21 protein-coding genes are annotated in these 17,262 nt (G+C 63.7%); 10 read left to right on the forward strand and 11 right to left on the reverse strand.

Features of this window, described 5'->3' with window-relative positions; translation table 11 throughout:
* Positions 1–77: 77 nt before the first annotated feature.
* Positions 78–320 (reverse strand): hypothetical protein, encoded by a 243-nt coding sequence (locus VPH40_RS17565; protein WP_099665161.1) that lies wholly within the window; start codon positions 318–320, stop codon positions 78–80.
* A gap of 272 nt (positions 321–592) precedes the next feature.
* Between VPH40_RS17565 and VPH40_RS17570 the strand changes: the two genes are divergently transcribed.
* The 3 genes from VPH40_RS17570 (at position 593) to VPH40_RS17580 (ending at position 2,674) form a co-directional block, all read left to right on the forward strand.
* Entirely contained in the window at positions 593–1,351 is a 759-nt protein-coding gene (locus tag VPH40_RS17570; protein WP_099665162.1) for a hypothetical protein, read from the forward strand.
* The gene (locus VPH40_RS17575) at positions 1,348–1,590 is read left to right on the forward strand and encodes an Imm32 family immunity protein (RefSeq protein ID WP_328574069.1); all 243 of its coding nucleotides are present in this window, start codon (positions 1,348–1,350) and stop codon (positions 1,588–1,590) included. Before VPH40_RS17570 ends, VPH40_RS17575 begins: the two co-directional genes overlap by 4 nt.
* A gap of 76 nt (positions 1,591–1,666) precedes the next feature.
* On the forward strand, positions 1,667–2,674 hold the full coding sequence (locus tag VPH40_RS17580; protein WP_328574070.1) for an SMP-30/gluconolactonase/LRE family protein: 1,008 nt from the start codon (positions 1,667–1,669) through the stop codon (positions 2,672–2,674).
* On the opposite strand, the gene VPH40_RS17585 is transcribed toward VPH40_RS17580, so the two are convergent.
* On the reverse strand, positions 2,661–3,728 hold the full coding sequence (locus VPH40_RS17585; RefSeq protein ID WP_328574071.1) for an SDR family oxidoreductase: 1,068 nt from the start codon (positions 3,726–3,728) through the stop codon (positions 2,661–2,663). The genes VPH40_RS17580 and VPH40_RS17585 overlap by 14 nt on opposite strands.
* Positions 3,729–3,825: 97 nt before the next feature.
* Here VPH40_RS17585 and VPH40_RS17590 point away from each other — a divergent pair, with 97 nt between their 5' ends.
* From VPH40_RS17590 to VPH40_RS17600, 3 genes are all read left to right on the forward strand, one after another.
* Positions 3,826–4,740 (forward strand): LysR family transcriptional regulator, encoded by a 915-nt coding sequence (locus VPH40_RS17590; protein ID WP_328574072.1) that lies wholly within the window; start codon positions 3,826–3,828, stop codon positions 4,738–4,740.
* Between the two features lie 87 nt (positions 4,741–4,827).
* Complete coding sequence (locus VPH40_RS17595; protein ID WP_328574073.1) at positions 4,828–5,862, forward strand: MerR family transcriptional regulator; 1,035 nt, start codon at positions 4,828–4,830, stop codon at positions 5,860–5,862.
* A 67-nt stretch (positions 5,863–5,929) separates the two neighbouring features.
* Positions 5,930–7,009: a hypothetical protein gene (locus VPH40_RS17600; RefSeq protein WP_328574074.1), complete on the forward strand. Its 1,080-nt coding sequence runs from the start codon at positions 5,930–5,932 to the stop codon at positions 7,007–7,009.
* On the opposite strand, the gene VPH40_RS17605 is transcribed toward VPH40_RS17600, so the two are convergent.
* Positions 6,984–8,213: a D-amino acid dehydrogenase gene (locus tag VPH40_RS17605; protein ID WP_328574075.1), complete on the reverse strand. Its 1,230-nt coding sequence runs from the start codon at positions 8,211–8,213 to the stop codon at positions 6,984–6,986. The two genes, VPH40_RS17600 and VPH40_RS17605, sit on opposite strands and share 26 nt — an antisense overlap.
* Complete coding sequence (locus tag VPH40_RS17610; protein ID WP_328574076.1) at positions 8,210–8,662, reverse strand: winged helix-turn-helix transcriptional regulator; 453 nt, start codon at positions 8,660–8,662, stop codon at positions 8,210–8,212. Before VPH40_RS17610 ends, VPH40_RS17605 begins: the two co-directional genes overlap by 4 nt.
* Before the next feature lie 91 nt (positions 8,663–8,753).
* Between VPH40_RS17610 and VPH40_RS17615 the strand changes: the two genes are divergently transcribed.
* Positions 8,754–9,944: an MFS transporter gene (locus VPH40_RS17615; protein WP_328574077.1), complete on the forward strand. Its 1,191-nt coding sequence runs from the start codon at positions 8,754–8,756 to the stop codon at positions 9,942–9,944.
* On the opposite strand, the gene VPH40_RS17620 is transcribed toward VPH40_RS17615, so the two are convergent.
* From VPH40_RS17620 to VPH40_RS17635, 4 genes are all read right to left on the reverse strand, one after another.
* Complete coding sequence (locus tag VPH40_RS17620; RefSeq protein ID WP_034781930.1) at positions 9,941–10,636, reverse strand: Crp/Fnr family transcriptional regulator; 696 nt, start codon at positions 10,634–10,636, stop codon at positions 9,941–9,943. The two genes, VPH40_RS17615 and VPH40_RS17620, sit on opposite strands and share 4 nt — an antisense overlap.
* Positions 10,637–10,791: 155 nt before the next feature.
* The gene (locus tag VPH40_RS17625; protein WP_170846465.1) at positions 10,792–11,469 is read right to left on the reverse strand and encodes a response regulator; all 678 of its coding nucleotides are present in this window, start codon (positions 11,467–11,469) and stop codon (positions 10,792–10,794) included.
* Positions 11,470–11,472: 3 nt separating this feature from the next.
* Positions 11,473–12,705: a GAF domain-containing sensor histidine kinase gene (locus tag VPH40_RS17630; protein WP_099665170.1), complete on the reverse strand. Its 1,233-nt coding sequence runs from the start codon at positions 12,703–12,705 to the stop codon at positions 11,473–11,475.
* Between the two features lie 64 nt (positions 12,706–12,769).
* On the reverse strand, positions 12,770–13,351 hold the full coding sequence (locus tag VPH40_RS17635; RefSeq protein ID WP_230522406.1) for a DJ-1/PfpI family protein: 582 nt from the start codon (positions 13,349–13,351) through the stop codon (positions 12,770–12,772).
* Between the two features lie 195 nt (positions 13,352–13,546).
* On the opposite strand from VPH40_RS17635, the gene VPH40_RS17640 reads away from it, so the two are divergent.
* Entirely contained in the window at positions 13,547–13,885 is a 339-nt protein-coding gene (locus VPH40_RS17640) for a hypothetical protein (protein ID WP_328574078.1), read from the forward strand.
* A gap of 68 nt (positions 13,886–13,953) precedes the next feature.
* Complete coding sequence (locus VPH40_RS17645; RefSeq protein ID WP_034781921.1) at positions 13,954–14,253, forward strand: antibiotic biosynthesis monooxygenase family protein; 300 nt, start codon at positions 13,954–13,956, stop codon at positions 14,251–14,253.
* A 42-nt stretch (positions 14,254–14,295) separates the two neighbouring features.
* Here the strand turns inward: VPH40_RS17645 and pncB are convergent, their stop codons facing one another.
* From pncB to VPH40_RS17660, 3 genes are all read right to left on the reverse strand, one after another.
* Positions 14,296–15,486: a nicotinate phosphoribosyltransferase gene (pncB, locus tag VPH40_RS17650; RefSeq protein WP_099665174.1), complete on the reverse strand. Its 1,191-nt coding sequence runs from the start codon at positions 15,484–15,486 to the stop codon at positions 14,296–14,298.
* A 77-nt stretch (positions 15,487–15,563) separates the two neighbouring features.
* Positions 15,564–16,427: a cysteine hydrolase gene (locus VPH40_RS17655; RefSeq protein WP_328574079.1), complete on the reverse strand. Its 864-nt coding sequence runs from the start codon at positions 16,425–16,427 to the stop codon at positions 15,564–15,566.
* 123 nt (positions 16,428–16,550) lie between these two features.
* Positions 16,551–16,805, reverse strand: a complete 255-nt coding sequence (locus tag VPH40_RS17660) for a hypothetical protein (protein WP_099665176.1) — start codon at positions 16,803–16,805, stop codon at positions 16,551–16,553.
* Positions 16,806–16,944: 139 nt separating this feature from the next.
* Here VPH40_RS17660 and VPH40_RS17665 point away from each other — a divergent pair, with 139 nt between their 5' ends.
* Positions 16,945–17,244 (forward strand): hypothetical protein, encoded by a 300-nt coding sequence (locus tag VPH40_RS17665; RefSeq protein ID WP_099665177.1) that lies wholly within the window; start codon positions 16,945–16,947, stop codon positions 17,242–17,244.
* Positions 17,245–17,262 lie beyond the last annotated feature (18 nt).

Below are 17,262 nucleotides of genomic sequence, written 5' to 3' on the forward strand. Positions count from 1 at the left end.
AAGAATCACTTTGCCTGCTGCGCCATGGTGCTCGCTCTTTTCTCAACGACACACGCGGCTGACAGGCAGCGCCCGCCCTACCGCCGGCTCAACGGCACGTATTCCCCCGGCAAGCTGGCCACCTCCAGCGCATCGGCAAACGCCAGCAGGAACTTCGCCGGGCCATGGTCCGACACCAGCAGGGAGGCGCCCTTGTGGCGCAGCAGTTTCAAGACTTCCTGCTGGTGCGCCTGATATTCGCTGGAGTGGCCGTAAAACGTTTGATACATCTCAAGGGTTTCCATGGCCTTGGCGGCCAGGATGAATTCGGGTTTGTCCATGATGTCTCCTCGTTGTTATTGCTGCCAAAACCACGAAAAAAACCTGCAAGACGTGCGGCCCATGCCGGTCGCACTGCATTGCGGCAACCACATCCGTATTTCCATCATACGCCTCAACCCGGCCATTGCGCCGTCCTGTCGCGCATCTTTTTCCATTCCACCCGTCCTGCTACGTTACCGTGCATCCAGACCTGCGCCATTCCTCGCGTGCGCGCTAGCCGCACGCTCCCGCACATGGCATCATGCGCGTTACCCATTCACTCTGGCGACACATGGACCAATATCACTTCCTGGTAGGCGAATTCAAGAAAAATACCCCCTTCATTGCCGCCGCGGCCAGCGCGCAGCTGTTCGCCTGGTTCGCGCACATCGGCGAACCCGTCGAGCGCTACGGCAACAAGCGCGGCAAGATCGTCAAGTTCTCACAGCGAAATTACGAGAAAATGCTGTTCGCGCCAGAGACCGACGGCATCGGACTGCTTTCGCCGCGTCTCGTGCCGCCCGACGAAGCTGACGAGGCCGTCAACTGCGACGCGCAAGCCATGTACTCATCGGGCTCGGAGCTGGTTCTGTCCATACGCGCCAGCAAGCTTGCGCTGATGCCGTTGTTCGACGGTGCCCGGGCCATACCCGGCCTGTTTGAGCATTGCGAATATGTGTACTGCTACGCTGAAACGCAGGGCTATGGCACCGGCTACGCACTCGGCTACCGGCAGATCGATGAGGCCCATCCGATGACCTTTGGCACTCCTTGCCCCGCAAATAACTGGGCCGCCATCAAGCGGCGCGGGCTGCAAGATTCGCACCTGCGCGATGTATATCCCATCAATGGTTTCACGCAAGCCAGACTGGATGCGCTGCCGCCCGAGCGCCGGCAAGCGCTGCGCGACGCGATGCAGGCGTATGGCCGCTGCGAAGAGCATGCCGGCTTGACTTTCTGGTACCTGCCGCCCGAGGAACTGGACGCCGCCCGCACCGCGCTGAACGCACACGCCATGCTGGGCGCCTATATCAGCCACCGACACCCATGAGCACACATTTATCGCTGCACTGCTATCTGCAGGACGCCGCCGCCGAGCGGCCCCTGCCCTGCTCCGACGTGACCATCCACGCCGACCCGGCCACCCTGCGCGCCATCGCCCATTTTCTGCTGGCCAGCGCCGACACCTTTGATCAGGCGCAAGACCGGGCCGGCATGCATGCCCATCTGCAAGACGACTGGGACGGCTGGCAGGACGACTTCCCCGACCTCGTCGTGGTGGCGGCCTAGGTGGCAACCTAGCCCGGCGCCTGCGTCGGCGCGCGTCGGGTAACATACGCCACCTTTGCCATACAGAGAACACTCGATGCCCCATTCCCGATACGCCCTGCCGTCGCTGCGCACGGCCGTGCTGGCCGCCGCGCTGGCCAACCTGTCCGCCTGCGCCAGCCCGCCCGCGCACGAAACGCTGTTCCTCGCCACCACCCTCACGCCCGCGCACTCCTTTACCAAGGGCATCGAAGGCCCGGCCGTGGATGCGGATGGCAATATCTATGCCGTCAACTTTGCGCGCCAGCAAACCATCGGCAAGGTCAGCCCGGGCGGCATGGGCGAGGTGTACCTGACCCTGCCTGGCACCAGCATCGCCAACGGCATCCGCTTCGGCAGCCGTGGGCAGATGTATTTGGCCGACTACATGGAACACACGATTTACCTGGTCGACCCGGCCACGCGCGCGCTCACCATCCACGCGCGCGAACCGCGCATGACGCAGCCGAACGACATCGCCATCACGGCCGATGACGTGCTGTATGCAAGCGACCCGAACTGGAAGGAAAACACGGGCCGCGTGTGGCGCATCGCGCAAGACGGCACGGTGACCCTGGCGCTCGACACCATGGGCACGGCCAACGGCATCGAGGTCAGCCCCGACGGCAAGATCTTGTATGTGAATGAAAGCGTGCAGCGCAATATCTGGATGTATGACATTGCCGCGGACGGCAGCCTGAGCGGCAAGCGATTGCTGATCAAGTTCGACGATTTCGGCATGGATGGCATGCGCGTGGACGTCGACGGCAACCTGTACGTGACGCGCTACGGCAAGGGCAGCGTGGTCAAATTGTCGCCGCAGGGCCGCATCTTGCGCGAGATCAGCGTGCCCGGCGCCAAGCCGAGTAACATCACCTTCGGCGGCCCCGATGGCCGCACGGCGTACGTGACGGAAGTGGTGCAGGGACGGCTGCTGCAATTTCGCGTCGACCGCCCGGGCCTGGAATGGCAGCGGGCGCAGCAGCATAAGGCAAATGCGGCCAATGCGGCGGCAGCGGCGGCAACCCCGCCACCGGCTGCCGCGGAGTCCGTCAGCGCGGAATGACGCGCTCCGCCTTCAACTTCCCGAACAGCTTGAAGAAGGCGTCTTGCGTATCCTGGTAATCGAGAAAGCCGGCCTTGCGGCTCTTGCCCATGTCCGTCATCACTTCCATCGGCCGGCCCAGGTCGGCATCCGTATGCCACCAGGAAGCGAGGCGGCCGACATCCAGCTCGGCCAGATCATGCTGCTGCGCGATGGCGCGCCACTGGGCGGGGGCATCCTGCATGCGCTCGGCCAGCGGCGCCATCACCTCGGGCAGGTCGGCCGCCGCGACGCCGAAGTAGGCGGCCAGGCGCGGCCACAGCCACTTCCAGCGGAATACGTCGCCATTGACGATATTGAAATCTTCGTTGCGCGCGGCGGGGCTGTCGGCCGCCCACGCCAGGTGGCGCGCGATCTGGCCCGCGTCCGTCATGTCGGACAAGCCGTGCCATTGCGCGGGCGAACCGGGAAACACGAAGGGCTGGCCGCCGGCCTTGCACAAATTCGCATACACGGCCAGGGTCAGGCCCATGTTCATGGCATTGCCCAGCGCGTAGCCGATGATGGTGTGCGGGCGGTGCACGCTCCACGTAAATCCGTACTGCGCGGCCGCTTCGAACAACCGGTCTTCCTGAGCATAGTAGAAATTCTCGACCGCTTGCCGGCCCTGCTCTTCGCGAAATGGCGTGACGGGCACGCTGCCCTTGCCATACGCGTCGAACGGTCCCAGATAATGCTTGAGGCCAGTGACCAGCGCCGCATGGCGCAAGTGGCCGGCCGGTCCCAGCGCGGCCAGCACATTGGCCACCATGGCGCCATTGACGCGGATGTTTTCCTGCTCGTTTTCCTGGCGTGCCCAGGCCGTGAAAAAGACGTGGCTGGCGTCCACGCCCGACAGGGCGGCGTTTACTGCCGCGCCATCCGTGGCATCAAATTGCAGGGAAGTGCAGCCTGCCGGCACGGGCGTGCGGCCGCGCGAGACGCCCGTCACCTGCCAGCCCTGCGCCAGCAAGTGCGTGGCCAGATTGCTGCCGATGATGCCGCTGGCGCCGATGATGAGAGCGTGTTTTTGCATGAGAGAAAGCCTCCGAAAGAAAAAAACATCATATCCGCGACATCAATTCTTATCCGCGATACTATTTCTCCCTATTCATGAATAAAATTCGCGGATCATGTTTTCATCGGAACATCTCAAGGGCCTCACACCGTTTCTCGCCACGGCCGACGCGGGCAGTTTTACCAAGGCGGCCGAGCGCCTGCACCTGAGCAGCTCGGCCGTCAGCAAGAGCGTGGCGCGGCTGGAAGAACGGCTGGGCGTGCTGCTGTTCGAGCGCAGCACGCGCCGGCTGAAACTGAGCGACGCGGGCCGCGCCTACTACGCCACTTGCAAGCGCGTGCTGCAGGAACTGATGGATGCGGAAGACGTGCTGGCCGAACACGCGACGGAGCTGGCGGGCAAGGTGCGCATCGGCGTACCCGCCTCGTACGGGCGCCTGCGCGTGATGCCTGCGCTGCTGGAGCTGTGCGCGCAGTATCCGCGCTTGCAGCCGTCGATCGCCTTCAGCGACCGCTTCGTCGACCTGTTCGAGGAGCGCATCGACATCGCCGTGCGCATCGGCGCGCCCTCGCACTGGCCCGCCGCGCTGGGCCAGATGCACCTGGGCGACGAACAGCTGATCCTGTGCGCGGCGCCCAGCTACCTGGCGCGGCGCGGCACGCCCGCGTCCATCGCGGATCTGGATGGCCACGACTGCATCGCCTACGGACGCGGCGACAGTTCGCCCATGCCGTGGGTCTTCCCTGACGTCGCCACGGGCGGGCAGGTCGAGCACCGCCTGGCGTCTCCCCGCATGACGGTGGGCGACGCGGAAGCGCGCACGGCCGCCGTACTGGCAGGCCTGGGCGTGGCGCAGCTGGCCACGTGGCTGGTGCACGAGCACCTGGCCACGGGCGCCATCGTGGCGGTGCTGCCGGCACTGGCCACGCAAGGCTTGCCCCTGTACCTGGCGTGGCCGCTGGCGCGCCAGCTGACGCCGAAAACAGGCACCCTGCTGCAGGAACTGCGGCAGCGGCTGACGATCAGTTGATTCAGTTAATTCAGTTGAAAATTCCGCTTGACCCTGACGTTACGTCAGGTGCGATTCTGCTTGCACGCACCCGGAAAGGAGTACCCCATGCTGTTGAAAATCGGTGAACTGGCCAAGATGACAGGCTTGAGCATCCGCACCCTGCACCACTACGACAGCATCGGTCTGCTCTCGCCCTCGGCGCGCACGCAAGCTGGCTACCGCCTGTACCAGCACGGCGACATGGACCGGCTGCACCGGATCATGGCGCTGCGCAAGTTCGGGTTGTCGCTGGCCGATATCGCCAACGCCCTCGCCGGCCCGGACCTGCCTTTGCATTCCATCGTGGCGCAGCAGATCGCCATGCTGGAACGCCAGATCGCGCAAGCTTCCACCTTGCGCGAACGCCTGCGCACCCTGCAGGCGCAACTGGCGCAGGGGCAGGCGCCGGAACTGACCGAGTGGCTCACCACTATGGAGTTAATGACCATGTACGACAAATACTTTAGTCCCGAAGAACTGCAACAGCTGCCGCTGCTGACAGATAGCGCCGTAGAACAGGAATGGAAAGCACTGGTAGCGAGGGTGCGCGCCGTCAAGGAGGCGGGCGCCGGCCCCGGCGATGCGCAAGCACAAGCGCTGGCCACGGAATGGATGGTCAAGCTGGTGCGCGACACGGGCGCCCACCCGGGCCTGTTCGCGCGCCTGAACAGCATGCACGAACAGGAACCATCGATGCAAGCGACGACCAGCGTCGATGCGGACGTGATGCAATTCATCATCGCCGCCTTCAATGCCTCGCGCATTGCGCTGTATCGACCTTTCCTCGATGAGCAGGAATATGCGTACCTGGTGGCCAACTACGGCAAGCGTTCGGGCGAGTGGCCGGCCCTGATCGCCGCCGTGCGCGCCGCCATGGATGCGCGCACGCCGCCCACCGACCCGGCCGTGCTGCAGCTGGCGCGGCAGTGGCTGGAACTGTTCCGCTCGTATGCGGGCACGAACCCGGCCACGCAGCTGAAATTCCGCCAGGCGCACCAGCAGGAACCGCGTCTGATGGAAGGCAGCTTCGTCGACGGAGCCATGCTGCAATACCTGGGCGCGGCGATGGCCGTGGTGGCGCAGGGGCGTCCCGCCAAATAAGTTGACGTGTGGCATCTCGTGGGCGGGGCCATGTAGAATCGGCCTTCGCCCACGAGAGGAACAACCGATGCGCCGCTTTCTGTTTGCTTGCCTGACCCTGCCCGCCCTGCATGCCGCCATGGCGGCCGAGCCGCCCGTGCAAGGGGTATGGCAGGGCACCGTGGGCAAGGCCAATATCGTGGCTTGCTTCAACCAGCCCGGCCCCACGCAAGGGTCTGATCGCAGCGGCAACTATTACTACACGCGCTACAAGACGCCGATCATGCTGGCCAAGCCGAACGGCAAGACGCTGTGGCAGGAACTCGACGCCAAGGGCGACACGACGGGCACCTGGTCCCTGAATGCGCCGCAAGACGGCAAAGTCACCGGCACCTGGGCGGACCCGAAAAGCGGCAAGACCCTGCCCCTGGCCCTGACCCTGCTGGAAGCGGCGGGCGACCGCGAGCATCCGTCCTGCGCCAGCGATGCCTACAACCTGGCGCTGGAAGATTTTCCCAATACCAAGACGAGCAAGCCGATCGCCTTCGAAGGCAGGCAATACCGCAACCTGCAAGTGGGCGACACCATCACCGTGGAATTGATCGCGCCCGGCGATGGCGTGACAAAAATCAATGCGCAGTTGCGCGCCGTGCTGGCAAAAAATAAAAAAGACCTGGCCGACTTCTATGCCACGCGGCGCGAATACCTGGGCCGCAACGGGTTCACGACGGAAGACGAAGTGTATGCGGAGCCGACCTACTGGTCGCCGCGCTGGGTGACGGTCAAGTTCTACCGCTGGGCGGCAGGCTATGGCGCCAACGGCATCTCCATCAAATTCCGTACCTGGGACGTCAAAACGGGCCAGGAAACGGACGTGTGGAACTGGTTTGGCGCCAGCGCCAGCGATGGCGACGACAAGGCCGAATTGCCGGACCGCTTGCGCCAGGCCCTGTTCAAGGACGTGAAAATCGATGCCGAATGCAAGGGCACGGATTACGACGGCCGAGGCCGCTTCCACCTGTCCCTGAAGCCGGAAGGCGTGTCCTTCTGGGAAGACTCGAACGGCAGCGGCTGCGAAAACGACTTTTTACTGCCCTACAGCAAGGTCGGCCCCTTCCTCACCGTCAAGGGCCGCGCCGCCCTCAGCGATTTGCTGCCGAAGAACTAAGCAGCACCTCTGCCACCATCTCCGCCGTGGCGGCCGCCAGGGTCCAGCCCAGGTGGCCGTGGCCCGTGTTGTAATACACGCCAGGCGCCTTGCCCGGCCCCACTTTCGGCAGCATGTCCGGGAGCATGGGGCGCAAGCCCGCCCACGGGATCACCTTGCGCGTATTGACGCCCGGAAAACACTGCTCCACCCAGCGCACCAGCGGGCGGATGCGGTCGGCGCGGATGTCGTCATTGAAACCATTGAATTCCGCCGTGCCCGCCACTCTGAGCCGGTCTTCGCCCAGGCGGCTGCTGACCAGCTTGGTCGCGTCGTCGAGCAGGCTGACCTTCGGCGCCGCCGCGCGGCTGGCTGCGTCGTCGAGCTGCACCGTGATCGAATAGCCTTTCACGGGATATACATTCACGTGGTCGCCCAGCATTGCCGCCATGGCGCGGCTGGCCGTGCCCGCGCAGATGACGACGGCGTCGAACAGGGTGCTGTCCTCGCCCGCGCCGTCTCCCACGCCAATGCGCACCTTGCCGTGTTCGCGCGCCAGCGCGGTGACCTGCGCACCGTAGCGGCAAGCCACGCCCAGGCGCAGGCAGGCGTCGGCTAGGCCGCTGGTGAACTTGTGGATGTCGCCCGTGGAATCGCTGTCCGTGTAGTAGCCGCCGTAAAAGTCGCCCTGCAAGGTCGGCTCGATGGCGCGCATTTCCTGCCGCGTGACGGCGCGCCGCTCCAGTCCGCCCTGCGCCAGCAGGCGCGACACGCCGGCTGCCCGCTCGAAGCCGGACTTGTCCCGATACACGTGCAGGATGCCGGCGCGGCGATGATCGAAATCAATATGCTCTTCCTGCGCCCAGGCAAACAAGTGTGCGCGCGCGGCGATCGCCAGGCGCGCCGTGGCGATGGTGTTGCGCTCGTAGGCGGGCATGGCGGCAAGGAATTGCGCAAACCAGCTCAGCTTGTGCCAGCTGGGCCATGGATGCAGCAGCAAGGGCGCATCGCGCCGCGCCATCCATTTCAGGGCGTTCAAAATCGTTGCCTTGTGGTTCCACACTTCCGCGTGCGAGGCCGACAATTGCCCGCCGTTCGCATACGACGTTTCCATGGCGGCATAACGGTGGCGCTCGATCAGGGTGACATCCACGCCCCGTTTCGCCAGCGCGTAAGCGGTAGTGACGCCCGTGATGCCGGCGCCCAGCACGGCCACCCGCGTCATAGTGGCGACACCTTGTGCACGACGGTATCGCCCGCCTGCAGTACGCGGCCATCCTCGGCCAGCACGTCCATCCTGCGCACGGGCAAGCCTGAACCGCGCTGCAGCAAGGTCGAATGCGCCTCGCCCGCTTCGAACAATTGCGCCTCGCTCCACTGGCGCAAACCGACGACGACGGGAAACAGCGCCAGCCCCTTGGGCGTCAGCACGTATTCCTGGTAGGCCGTGCCGTCCGAAGCGGGCGCGACCGTAAAGATGCCCTCTTCCACCAGGGTGTGCAGGCGGTCGGCCAGGATGTTCTTCGCCACGCCCAGGCTTTTCTGGAACTCCCCGAACCGGCGCATGCCGTCGAAGGCGTCGCGCACGATCAGGAGCGACCAGCGCTCGCCGATCGCATCGAGCGCGCGCGCCACGGGACAGGGGTCGGTTTTCAGGCTCTTGCGCTTGGCCACGGGCATTCTCCAGGATTGAGTGGTTGCATTTTAAAACTTCCCGGCGTAGACTCCAACTGGTTTTAATTTGAAACCACTTACATACAGACCCATGCGCGATACCAACCCATCCATCACGACAGCACTTCCCCCTTCACTCGTCTGGCTGTTTGCCACGGCGGCCGGCCTCAGCGTAGCCAATGTGTATTACGCCCAGCCCTTGCTCGCCACCCTGGCGCAGGAATTCGGCATGACGGAAGCGGCGAGCGGCATGGTCATCACGGCCACGCAGCTCGGCTGCGCGCTGGCCCTGCTGCTGCTGGTTCCCCTGGGCGACATGCTGAACCGGCGCCGTTTGACCCTGTTCCAGCTGGGTTTGCTGGCCATCTCCCTGGCGGCGCTGGGCTGCGCCCGCTCCACGGCCGCCTTGCTGGGCGGCATGCTCCTGGTCGGCTTGCTGGGCACGGCCATGACGCAGGGCTTGATCGCCTATGCGGCCAGCGCGGCGGCCAGCCACGAGCGGGGCCGCGTGGTCGGCATGGCGCAGGGCGGCGTGGTGATCGGCTTGCTGCTGGCGCGCACCCTGTCCGGCGTGGTGGCCGATGTGGCCGACTGGCGCGCCGTGTACTTTGTGTCGGCGGCCATCGCCTGCGCCCTGCTGTTGCTGCTGTGGCGCAAGCTGCCGCCGGCGCAGTCGGCCAACCGACAACTGGCGTATGGCGCCCTGCTCGCCTCGATGGTGGAGATGTTGATGCACAACAAGGTCTTGCGCGTGCGGGGCACGCTGGCCCTGCTGATGTTTGCCGTGTTCAATATTTTCTGGAGCGCCCTGGTGCTGCCCTTGACGGCGCAAGGCTACAGCCATGCGGCCATCGGCGCGTTTGGCCTGGTGGGCGTGGTGGGGGCGCTGGGCGCGGCGCGCGCCGGGGCGCTGGCCGATAATGGCCGCGCGCAGTGGACGACGGGTGCGGCCCTGTTGTTGCTGCTGGCCGCGTGGCTGCCGCTCAGCTTTGCGGGCGCAGCCCTGTGGCCCTTGCTCGTCGGCATCATCGCGCTGGACCTGGCAGGCCAGGCCATCCACGTGACGAACCAGAGCCTGATTTTCAGGCAGGACAGCGACGCGCACAGCCGCCTGGTGGCGTGCTACATGCTGTTTTATGCGGTGGGAAGCGGACTCGGTGCGATTGCCGCCACCAGCGTGTATGCGCTGGCGGGCTGGCATGGGGTATGCGCGCTGGGCGCGGCGGTCAGCTTGCTCGCCCTGCTGTTCTGGCGACTGACCTTGCCTGCTGAAAAAGCTTAGTTCAGCATGGCCGCGGTAGAACCATGGCGGTAGGTTTTCAAGGCGTCCGGCTGGATCTGGATCAGCGAACCGCTGACTTTAATCAAATGCAAGTCCGTCAACTGGTGCAGCACGCGCGACAGGGTGGCGGGCGCCAGGTTCAGGAACGATGCCAACAGACTTTTCTTCAAGTCCAGCTTGACCTCGTTCGAACGCTGCTGGTCCGAAGCTTGCAACAGGTACTCGACCACGCGCTGGGTGGCGTTCTGCACGGAGCAGCGCTCCACGTTGCGGATAAAACCCATCAGGTGATGCGACAGGCTGTTCATCATCTGGCGCGCGATACGGGGCGACTGGTCCAGCAGGCGCAGCAGCGCGTGCGGCGGAATGCGCAGCAGCAGGCAGTGCTCGAGCGCTTCGGCGCAGAACGGATACGGTTCATCGAGGAAAATCATGGCTTCGCCGAAACTCTGGCCCGGGCGGATCAGTTCCAGTACCTTGTCGGTACCTTCCATGGAAAACACGCTCAGCTTGACGAGGCCGAAGACCACCACATAGGCGCCTTCCGCCACTTCGCCCTTGCGGAACAGTACTTTGCCTTTTTCCACTTCGACGCGCACGACATCCTGGCGCAATTGCTCTAATTGCGAAGGGGAAATATGGCGAAACAGAGCCTGGCTCGATAGCAAGCCATCGACGTTGACCTTATGCATGACACTCTCTTATTAGATTAGCGAATGACTAAGAGTGTAATGCGCAGGCACGGTCAAGGCCATACGTCAAAGGAACTAGGGTTGTCTAGGCCGGAACGCCATGCAGATCAAACAATCGCGCATTCCTTGCGCACTATTTGCACTTTGTTTGATCTTTATTTGCTCAACTCGCGCTCGACGGCATACACGGCGATCTGCACGCGGCTGCTGAGCTTAAGCTTTTTGAGGATGTTTTGCACGTGGATTTTCACCGTGCTTTCGGCCACGTCCAGCTGGCGCGCGATTTCCTTGTTGCTCAATCCTTGCGCCAGGCATGCCATGGCTTCGCGTTCGCGCGGCGTCAGTTTGTCATAGTCGGCCTGGGGCGCGTTCTGCCCCGCGCGGAACTGCGACACCAGCTTGGCCGTCATGGCGTCGGCGATCACGGATTCGCCGGCGGCGGCGCGGCAAATGGCCTGGCCCAGCTGCTCGGCTTCGATATTTTTCAGCAGGTAGCCGCGCGCGCCCGCGCGCAGGGCCGCGCCCAGGTCGGCCGCGTTTTCCGACACGGTCAGCATCAGCACGACCATCTGCGGCAAGTCCTGCAAGATCAGCTGCAGCGCCTCGACGCCGGACACGCCGGGCATGTTCAAGTCCATCAGCACCACGTCGGGCCGCAGTTCGGCCGTCAGGCGCACGCCGTCCAGCCCGTTCGATGCCTCGCCCACCACCTGGAATTGAGGATTGCGCTGCAGCAGCAGCTTGACGCCGCTGCGCAGCAAGGTGTGGTCGTCGACCAGCAGGATTTTGATTGGTGCGTTCACTATGTTTGTGGCCTGATAGGGATAAGTCATCTGTTACGCGGCCTGGCGCCGGGCTGCCGGCAAGGCCAGCGAGATCGTCGTGCCGCCGCCGGGCGTGCTGTCGATGGCAAATTGCGCACCGAGCCGCTCGGCTCTTTCCTGCATGATACGCAAGCCGATCTGCAATTCCGTTTTCTTGTCGCGCAGGTTGGCGGCGAAGCCTTCGCCATCGTCGCGCACCTGCAGCGCGAAATCGCGCCCGTTGACCACGCGCAACGCCACGTTGCTCGCCTGCGCGTGCTTGCGGATATTCGACAGCGCTTCCTGCACGATGAACAGGATCTGCAACTGCTGCTCGGGCGCCAGCGGCGCGCCATTGCCGCTCATGTCCAGGGTGCCGACGACGCCCGTCTGCAGCTCGAACTTGGCCAGCACTTCCGACAGCTTGCTTTCCAGGTCGCTGCCATGCCAGCGCGTGCGGAAATTGACCAGCAATTCGCGCACGTCCTGGTAGCTTTGCTCGACGCCCATGCGCATCAGCGGCAACACTTCGGCCGCTTCGTCGAGCTGGCCCCGGCGCACGGAATCGTCGAGCATCTGCACTTGCAGGCTGATGAAGTTGAGGCTTTGCGCGATGCTGTCATGCAAGCCTTCGGCCAGCAGGCTGCGTTCGCGCGCCACGGCGAATTCCTTTTCGCGCGCGATCAGGCGCTGGTTTTCGATGGCGATGCCCAGGCTCTGGCCCAGCGTTTCCAGCCAGCCCTGCTGCTGCGCATGCACGGCTTGCGGGCGCGCAAAGTGCAGCGAAAAACTGCCCACCACCTGGTCGCGCGCGAGGATGGGAAAGACGGCGATGGCGATAAATCCTTCGTCCTGGCAACGGTAGCGCTGCAAGGCATCGACCTGGCGGAAATCGCGGATCTGGATCACGCCCTGCGCCACGGCCGCGCCGCACAGGCAATCGTTGTTGCGGATGCAGTGTTCCTCTTCCACCATGGCGTCGGAAATGCCCTCGTGCACGATGATGTGCACGGTATCGTGCTGCGGATCGAGGATGCGCACGGTGCCCCCTTCCGCTTGCGCGAACTGCATCACGTGGCGCAGGAAGCCGCGGCACAGCGCATCGATGGCGTGCTGTCCCGCCAGCAAGGTGGAAATCTCGTGCAGAGTGGCCAGCTGGCGTTCCTGCGCGGCGCTCAGGCCCGACTCGGCTTGCGCCAGGCGGCGCTGGCGCCAGCGCGACGCTGGAAGTTGTTTGCGGGAAGATTGACTGCGCGGCGCATGCATGAAGAACTCGAATCTGAAAAGTAGTGCGCCCGGCAAGCGCTGCGGCCTGCCGGGCTGGTAAAGGTTACAAACGGATCTCGGTACCGAGCAGCTTGACGAACTGCGCCAGCCAGGCCGGATGCGCGGGCCACGCGGGCGCCGTGACGAACTGGCCATCCGTGACGGCGTCCGTGACGGCGATGTCGGCATACGTGCCGCCCGCCAGCTTCACTTCCGGCGCGCAGGCGGGATAGGCGGAAATGCGCTTGCCGCGGATGACGTCGGCGGCGGCCAGCAACTGCGCACCGTGGCAGACGGCCGCGACAGGCTTGCCCGCCTCGGCGAAATGGCGCACGGCGGCGATGACTTTCTCGTTCAGGCGCAGGTATTCGGGGGCGCGGCCGCCGGCGATCATCACGGCGTCATAGTGGGCCGGGTCGATGTCGTCGAAGCTGGCGTTCAGGGTGAACAAATGGCCCGGCTTTTCCGTGTAGGTCTGGTCGCCCTCGAAATCGTGGATGGCCGTCTTGATCGTCTCGCCGCTCTTCTTGCCGGGGCACACGGCATGCACGGTATGGCCGAGCATCAGCAGGGCCTGGAACGGCACCATCGTTTCATAATCTTCTGCAAAATCGCCGGTCAAAAACAGAATTTTCTTCGCTGCCATTTAGTTCTCCTATGAAAGATTGATCCCGCATCCCTGCCAGCAAGACGCACCGCAAGGCGTATCTTAGCGCGACTTGGCAACCATACTGGATATTTATCAAACTTTTGCGCCTTGATCGAGGATTTTACAGGCTGAGGCAGAATTTTTTACAGGCTGGCAGCTCAAACTCGGACGCCCCCACTCGAAAGCCTGGCCATGCACACCGCCACCAGCCCCCTTGTTGCGCCTGCCCTGATCCGTATCTTCGACCATTTTGCCGATGCGCAACAGGCCCGCAGCGCCCTGCTCGACGATGGTTTCCCCGCGCACGCCGTGCAGCTCGACACGGTCGACGACGAGGCCGTCCCCACCGTCCCCATACAGGGCAAGGCCGCGTGGCGCGGCATGTTCCGCCTCGTCGTGGCCATCGGCAATGCGCAGGAACGGGAACGGGCGCACGCCATCGTGCAGACGCATCACGGCTGCGATATCGAACAACGCACGGCCAGCCACGTGGGCGGCCGGCGCGCAGGCGTCGCTACGCTCGCTGGCTGAGGCGCTCTCCCCCGCGCGGCCGAATTATGGCAAGATCAAGCTTCCTTCATTCCTCAGTGGAACTTGCCATGATTTTTGAAATTGCCCACATCCAGATCAAATCGGCCACGCACGCTGCCTTCGAAGCGGCCGTGACGAAAGCCATCCCCCTGTTCCAGCGCGCGCGCGGCTGCGAGTCGATGCGCCTGGAGCGCTCGATCGAAAACGGCGACGCCTACCGCCTCGTCGTGGGCTGGACGACGCTGGAAGACCATACCGTGCATTTCCGCGGCAGCGACGACTTCCAGGCATGGCGCGGCCTGGTGGGCGAATTCTTCGCCGCCCCGCCCCAGGTCGAGCACATGAACACGGTGGTGACCGGGTTTTAATATCGGCAGGCGGCACGGGCTGTCAATGTCCGTGCCGGCGCCTTAAACGGCAGGATGGTGAAACACTTGCCGCAAGTACGCGAGGAAAGTTTCATCCTTGCACAGGGTCTTGCCCGGCGAATCCGACAATTTCGCCACGGACTGGCCATTGCAGCGCACCAGTTTCATGACGATGTTGAGCGGCGTCAAACCGACATCGTTGGTGAGATTGGTGCCGATGCCGAAGCCCGTCATGATGCGGTCGGCGAAGTGCTGGTACAGGGCAAACGCCTTGTCCAGGTCCAGGCCGTCGGAAAACACGAGGCGCTTGGTATTGGCGTCGATGCGCAGGGCCGCGTAGTGGGCCAGCGCCTTCTCGCCCCACTCGACGGGGTCGCCCGAATCGTGGCGCAAGCCGTCGAACAGCTTGGCGAAATACAGGTCGAAGTCGGCCAGGAAGGCGTCCATTCCCACCACGTCCGTCAGGGCAATACCCAGGTCGCCCCGGTATTCCTGCACCCAGTCTTCCAGTGCCGCCTTTTGAAAGTCGCGCAGGCGCACACCGAACGACTGGAACGATTGCATGTATTCATGCGCCATGGTGCCGATCGGCACGATGCCTAGCTTTTTCGCCAGGTAGACATTCGACGTGCCCTTGAAATACTCGGGCACCTCGCGCGCCAGGCGCTGCACCACCTCGTCATGCCAGGCACCGGAAAAGCGCCGGCGCACGCCGAAGTCGGAAAACTCGAATGGATGCTTGCGCCTTGGCAGCTTGCCGAATTCCTTCACGGCCGCCACTTTCAAGCCCAGGCGGTGGCGCCCTTCGCGCATGGCCGCATCCAGGTCGAAACGGCGGAAATACAGTTCGTTGATGATGTACAGCACGAAAATCTCGAAGCCCATCACGTGCACTTGCGGCCCGGCCGCGTGCACGAGCAAGGTGTCGCCATCCGTGCTCACTTCGATGAACTTGCGCTGGAAGCGGAACACCGTCAAAAAGTCGACGAAATCGCTCTTCATGAAGCGCAGGGTGCGCAGATAGGCCAGCTCGTCGTCGGCAAACGACATCGAGCATAAATGGTCGAGCTGCTCTTCCAGCTCGCCCTTCAGTTCGGCCAGGGGAAAGGCGGTGGCGTTGCGGCAGACAAATTCGTATTCGGTATGGGTATTCGGATGACCGTGCAGCAATGCTTGCCACATTGTAAATTTATACAGATCGGTTTCCAGCAAACTGCGCACTATCGGGGTCATGTGTGTTTTCTCCAACTTCCTGAAGCCAGAATAGTACGCCACTGCAAGCATTTCAGCAGGACACAATCGACAATGGCTCAGGCAATCGCGTTCGCCTGCAGTTCGGGCAAGACGTCGGCGGAGGTGGCCAGCCGCGCGCCGCGCGCTTGCATGGCGGCCAGGAAGTCGCGCTGCTGTGATGCAAAGCCCGTGACAGGGCTCATGCAGTCCGTCAGCAAGACCAGGCGCGCCAGCGCCTGCGGTCCCTGCTGCGCTTGCAGGTAGTCGGCGATGTGCTCGGTGCTGGCTTTCACGCAATGGCTGCCCGCTTCGCCGGTGACATAAATCTGCTGCGCCGGCAGCAAGGTATCGAGGAAGGCGCGGTTGAGCTGGGTGGCCGCATCCTGCGGATCGGGCACTTCCGCCATGACGGCCGAGTAATGCTCGGTCCATGGGTTCGAACCCTTGCTCAGCTTGGCCACCACTTGCAGCCGCTCCACTTCCCACGCGTTGTAGGCGGCGCGCACGGCCGCGTGGACATTCTGCCCCCAGCTGCCGATCTCGCAATGCACGGGCCACACCATCAATTGATAGCGCCCCGCTTGCTGCAAGGCATCCAGATAGGCCAGCGCGCGCGGCAAGGCGCCGCTGGCGGCGGGCAGGAACAGGCGGTCGCGCACCTGCTGCGCGCTGATCTGGGTAAACGGCGGCACGGCGCCGCCATCGCCCGTGCGCCAGAAGGCGGGGTGGGCGATGTCGTAACGGTGGTGCGCATCGAGCGTGATGCTGATCTGCGTCAAACCTCCGCCCCCTTCGCGGATCAGTTGCGCCACGCGCAGCATGTCGGCGTGGGCGCCGGACACGGCCAGCGCCGGTGCGGCGTCTGGCGGCAGCCATGCGGCAGGCAAGTCGCAAAAATCGTTTTGCGGATCGATGACGAGCAGGTGCAACTGGCGTTTCATGGCGGTCCTCTGGCGTGGCAATAGTTCGCATGATACGGGCAACTGCGCCGGCGCGCCTGCACCGGCTAAGCCCGGACTGTGCTCATTCGCAATAACTTGCACCGAAACAAGCCACGCGATGCTTCAGGGGTGGAAGACATAGCGGCGCTGGCGCCGCTCGACCAGCTTGACGGCCACCTCGCCCGCTTCCGCCACGGCGTCCGCTTCCGTTGTAAACTGGTGGTCGGCCGACACCCGGCGCTTTTTCACCAGGTTGACCCGGTGCATGGGGTTACGCGACGGGGCATAGATGGCGACGTAGGCGCCCCATAGCTTGCAGCCCCGCAAGGGTTCCGCCGTGTAATTCACCTCATAAAAATCAACATACTTTATCGGCACGATGTTCGCTCCAAAAATGACATGGCCGGACAGCTTGTCTCTACGGACTGACGCGGTAAAAAGGTAAAACCATGCGTTCACGCCTGCTCGGGATACCCGATGCGGCTTTGTTTTTATAACGCGGCACAGGAGAAAATGGATGAATGACTACCTCATCTTCATGCACGACGACACGGAAACACCAGTGGACGTCGCCACGCCGGCCTGGGAAGATTACTTCGCCATGCTCAGGGCCAGCGGCCGCTTCTGCGGCGGCAGTTCCATCGGTCCCGGTATCTGCGTGCACCGGTCCGGCCAGGCCAAACCGGTCACGCCACACTTGTCAGGTTATATACGTGTACAAGCTGAAAGTATAGACGATGCAAAAAAATTGTTAATCGGAAACCCCGTACTGAACGCAGGGGGGACGGTGGAAATTCGCGAGCTGCCGCGCGACTGACACGGCGTCGCCGGCCCC

Origin of the sequence: Janthinobacterium sp. P210005 (assembly GCF_036231865.1) — a bacterium.
Classification (GTDB): Bacteria; Pseudomonadota; Gammaproteobacteria; order Burkholderiales; family Burkholderiaceae_D; genus Janthinobacterium; species Janthinobacterium kumbetense.

Coding starts and splice junctions, on each gene's coding strand:
- VPH40_RS17570 (WP_099665162.1), top strand. CDS start 593: ATGGACCAATATCACTTCCTGGTAGGCGAATTCAAGAAAAATACCCCC.
- VPH40_RS17595 (WP_328574073.1), top strand. CDS start 4,828: ATGCTGTTGAAAATCGGTGAACTGGCCAAGATGACAGGCTTGAGCATC.
- pncB (WP_099665174.1), bottom strand. CDS start 15,486: ATGACCCCGATAGTGCGCAGTTTGCTGGAAACCGATCTGTATAAATTT.
- VPH40_RS17615 (WP_328574077.1), top strand. CDS start 8,754: ATGCGCGATACCAACCCATCCATCACGACAGCACTTCCCCCTTCACTC.
- VPH40_RS17590 (WP_328574072.1), top strand. CDS start 3,826: ATGTTTTCATCGGAACATCTCAAGGGCCTCACACCGTTTCTCGCCACG.
- VPH40_RS17585 (WP_328574071.1), bottom strand. CDS start 3,728: ATGCAAAAACACGCTCTCATCATCGGCGCCAGCGGCATCATCGGCAGC.
- VPH40_RS17635 (WP_230522406.1), bottom strand. CDS start 13,351: ATGGCAGCGAAGAAAATTCTGTTTTTGACCGGCGATTTTGCAGAAGAT.
- VPH40_RS17640 (WP_328574078.1), top strand. CDS start 13,547: ATGCACACCGCCACCAGCCCCCTTGTTGCGCCTGCCCTGATCCGTATC.
- VPH40_RS17620 (WP_034781930.1), bottom strand. CDS start 10,636: ATGCATAAGGTCAACGTCGATGGCTTGCTATCGAGCCAGGCTCTGTTT.
- VPH40_RS17580 (WP_328574070.1), top strand. CDS start 1,667: ATGCCCCATTCCCGATACGCCCTGCCGTCGCTGCGCACGGCCGTGCTG.
- VPH40_RS17630 (WP_099665170.1), bottom strand. CDS start 12,705: ATGCATGCGCCGCGCAGTCAATCTTCCCGCAAACAACTTCCAGCGTCG.
- VPH40_RS17625 (WP_170846465.1), bottom strand. CDS start 11,469: ATGACTTATCCCTATCAGGCCACAAACATAGTGAACGCACCAATCAAA.
- VPH40_RS17565 (WP_099665161.1), bottom strand. CDS start 320: ATGGACAAACCCGAATTCATCCTGGCCGCCAAGGCCATGGAAACCCTT.
- VPH40_RS17600 (WP_328574074.1), top strand. CDS start 5,930: ATGCGCCGCTTTCTGTTTGCTTGCCTGACCCTGCCCGCCCTGCATGCC.
- VPH40_RS17575 (WP_328574069.1), top strand. CDS start 1,348: ATGAGCACACATTTATCGCTGCACTGCTATCTGCAGGACGCCGCCGCC.
- VPH40_RS17605 (WP_328574075.1), bottom strand. CDS start 8,213: ATGACGCGGGTGGCCGTGCTGGGCGCCGGCATCACGGGCGTCACTACC.
- VPH40_RS17645 (WP_034781921.1), top strand. CDS start 13,954: ATGATTTTTGAAATTGCCCACATCCAGATCAAATCGGCCACGCACGCT.
- VPH40_RS17665 (WP_099665177.1), top strand. CDS start 16,945: ATGAATGACTACCTCATCTTCATGCACGACGACACGGAAACACCAGTG.
- VPH40_RS17655 (WP_328574079.1), bottom strand. CDS start 16,427: ATGAAACGCCAGTTGCACCTGCTCGTCATCGATCCGCAAAACGATTTT.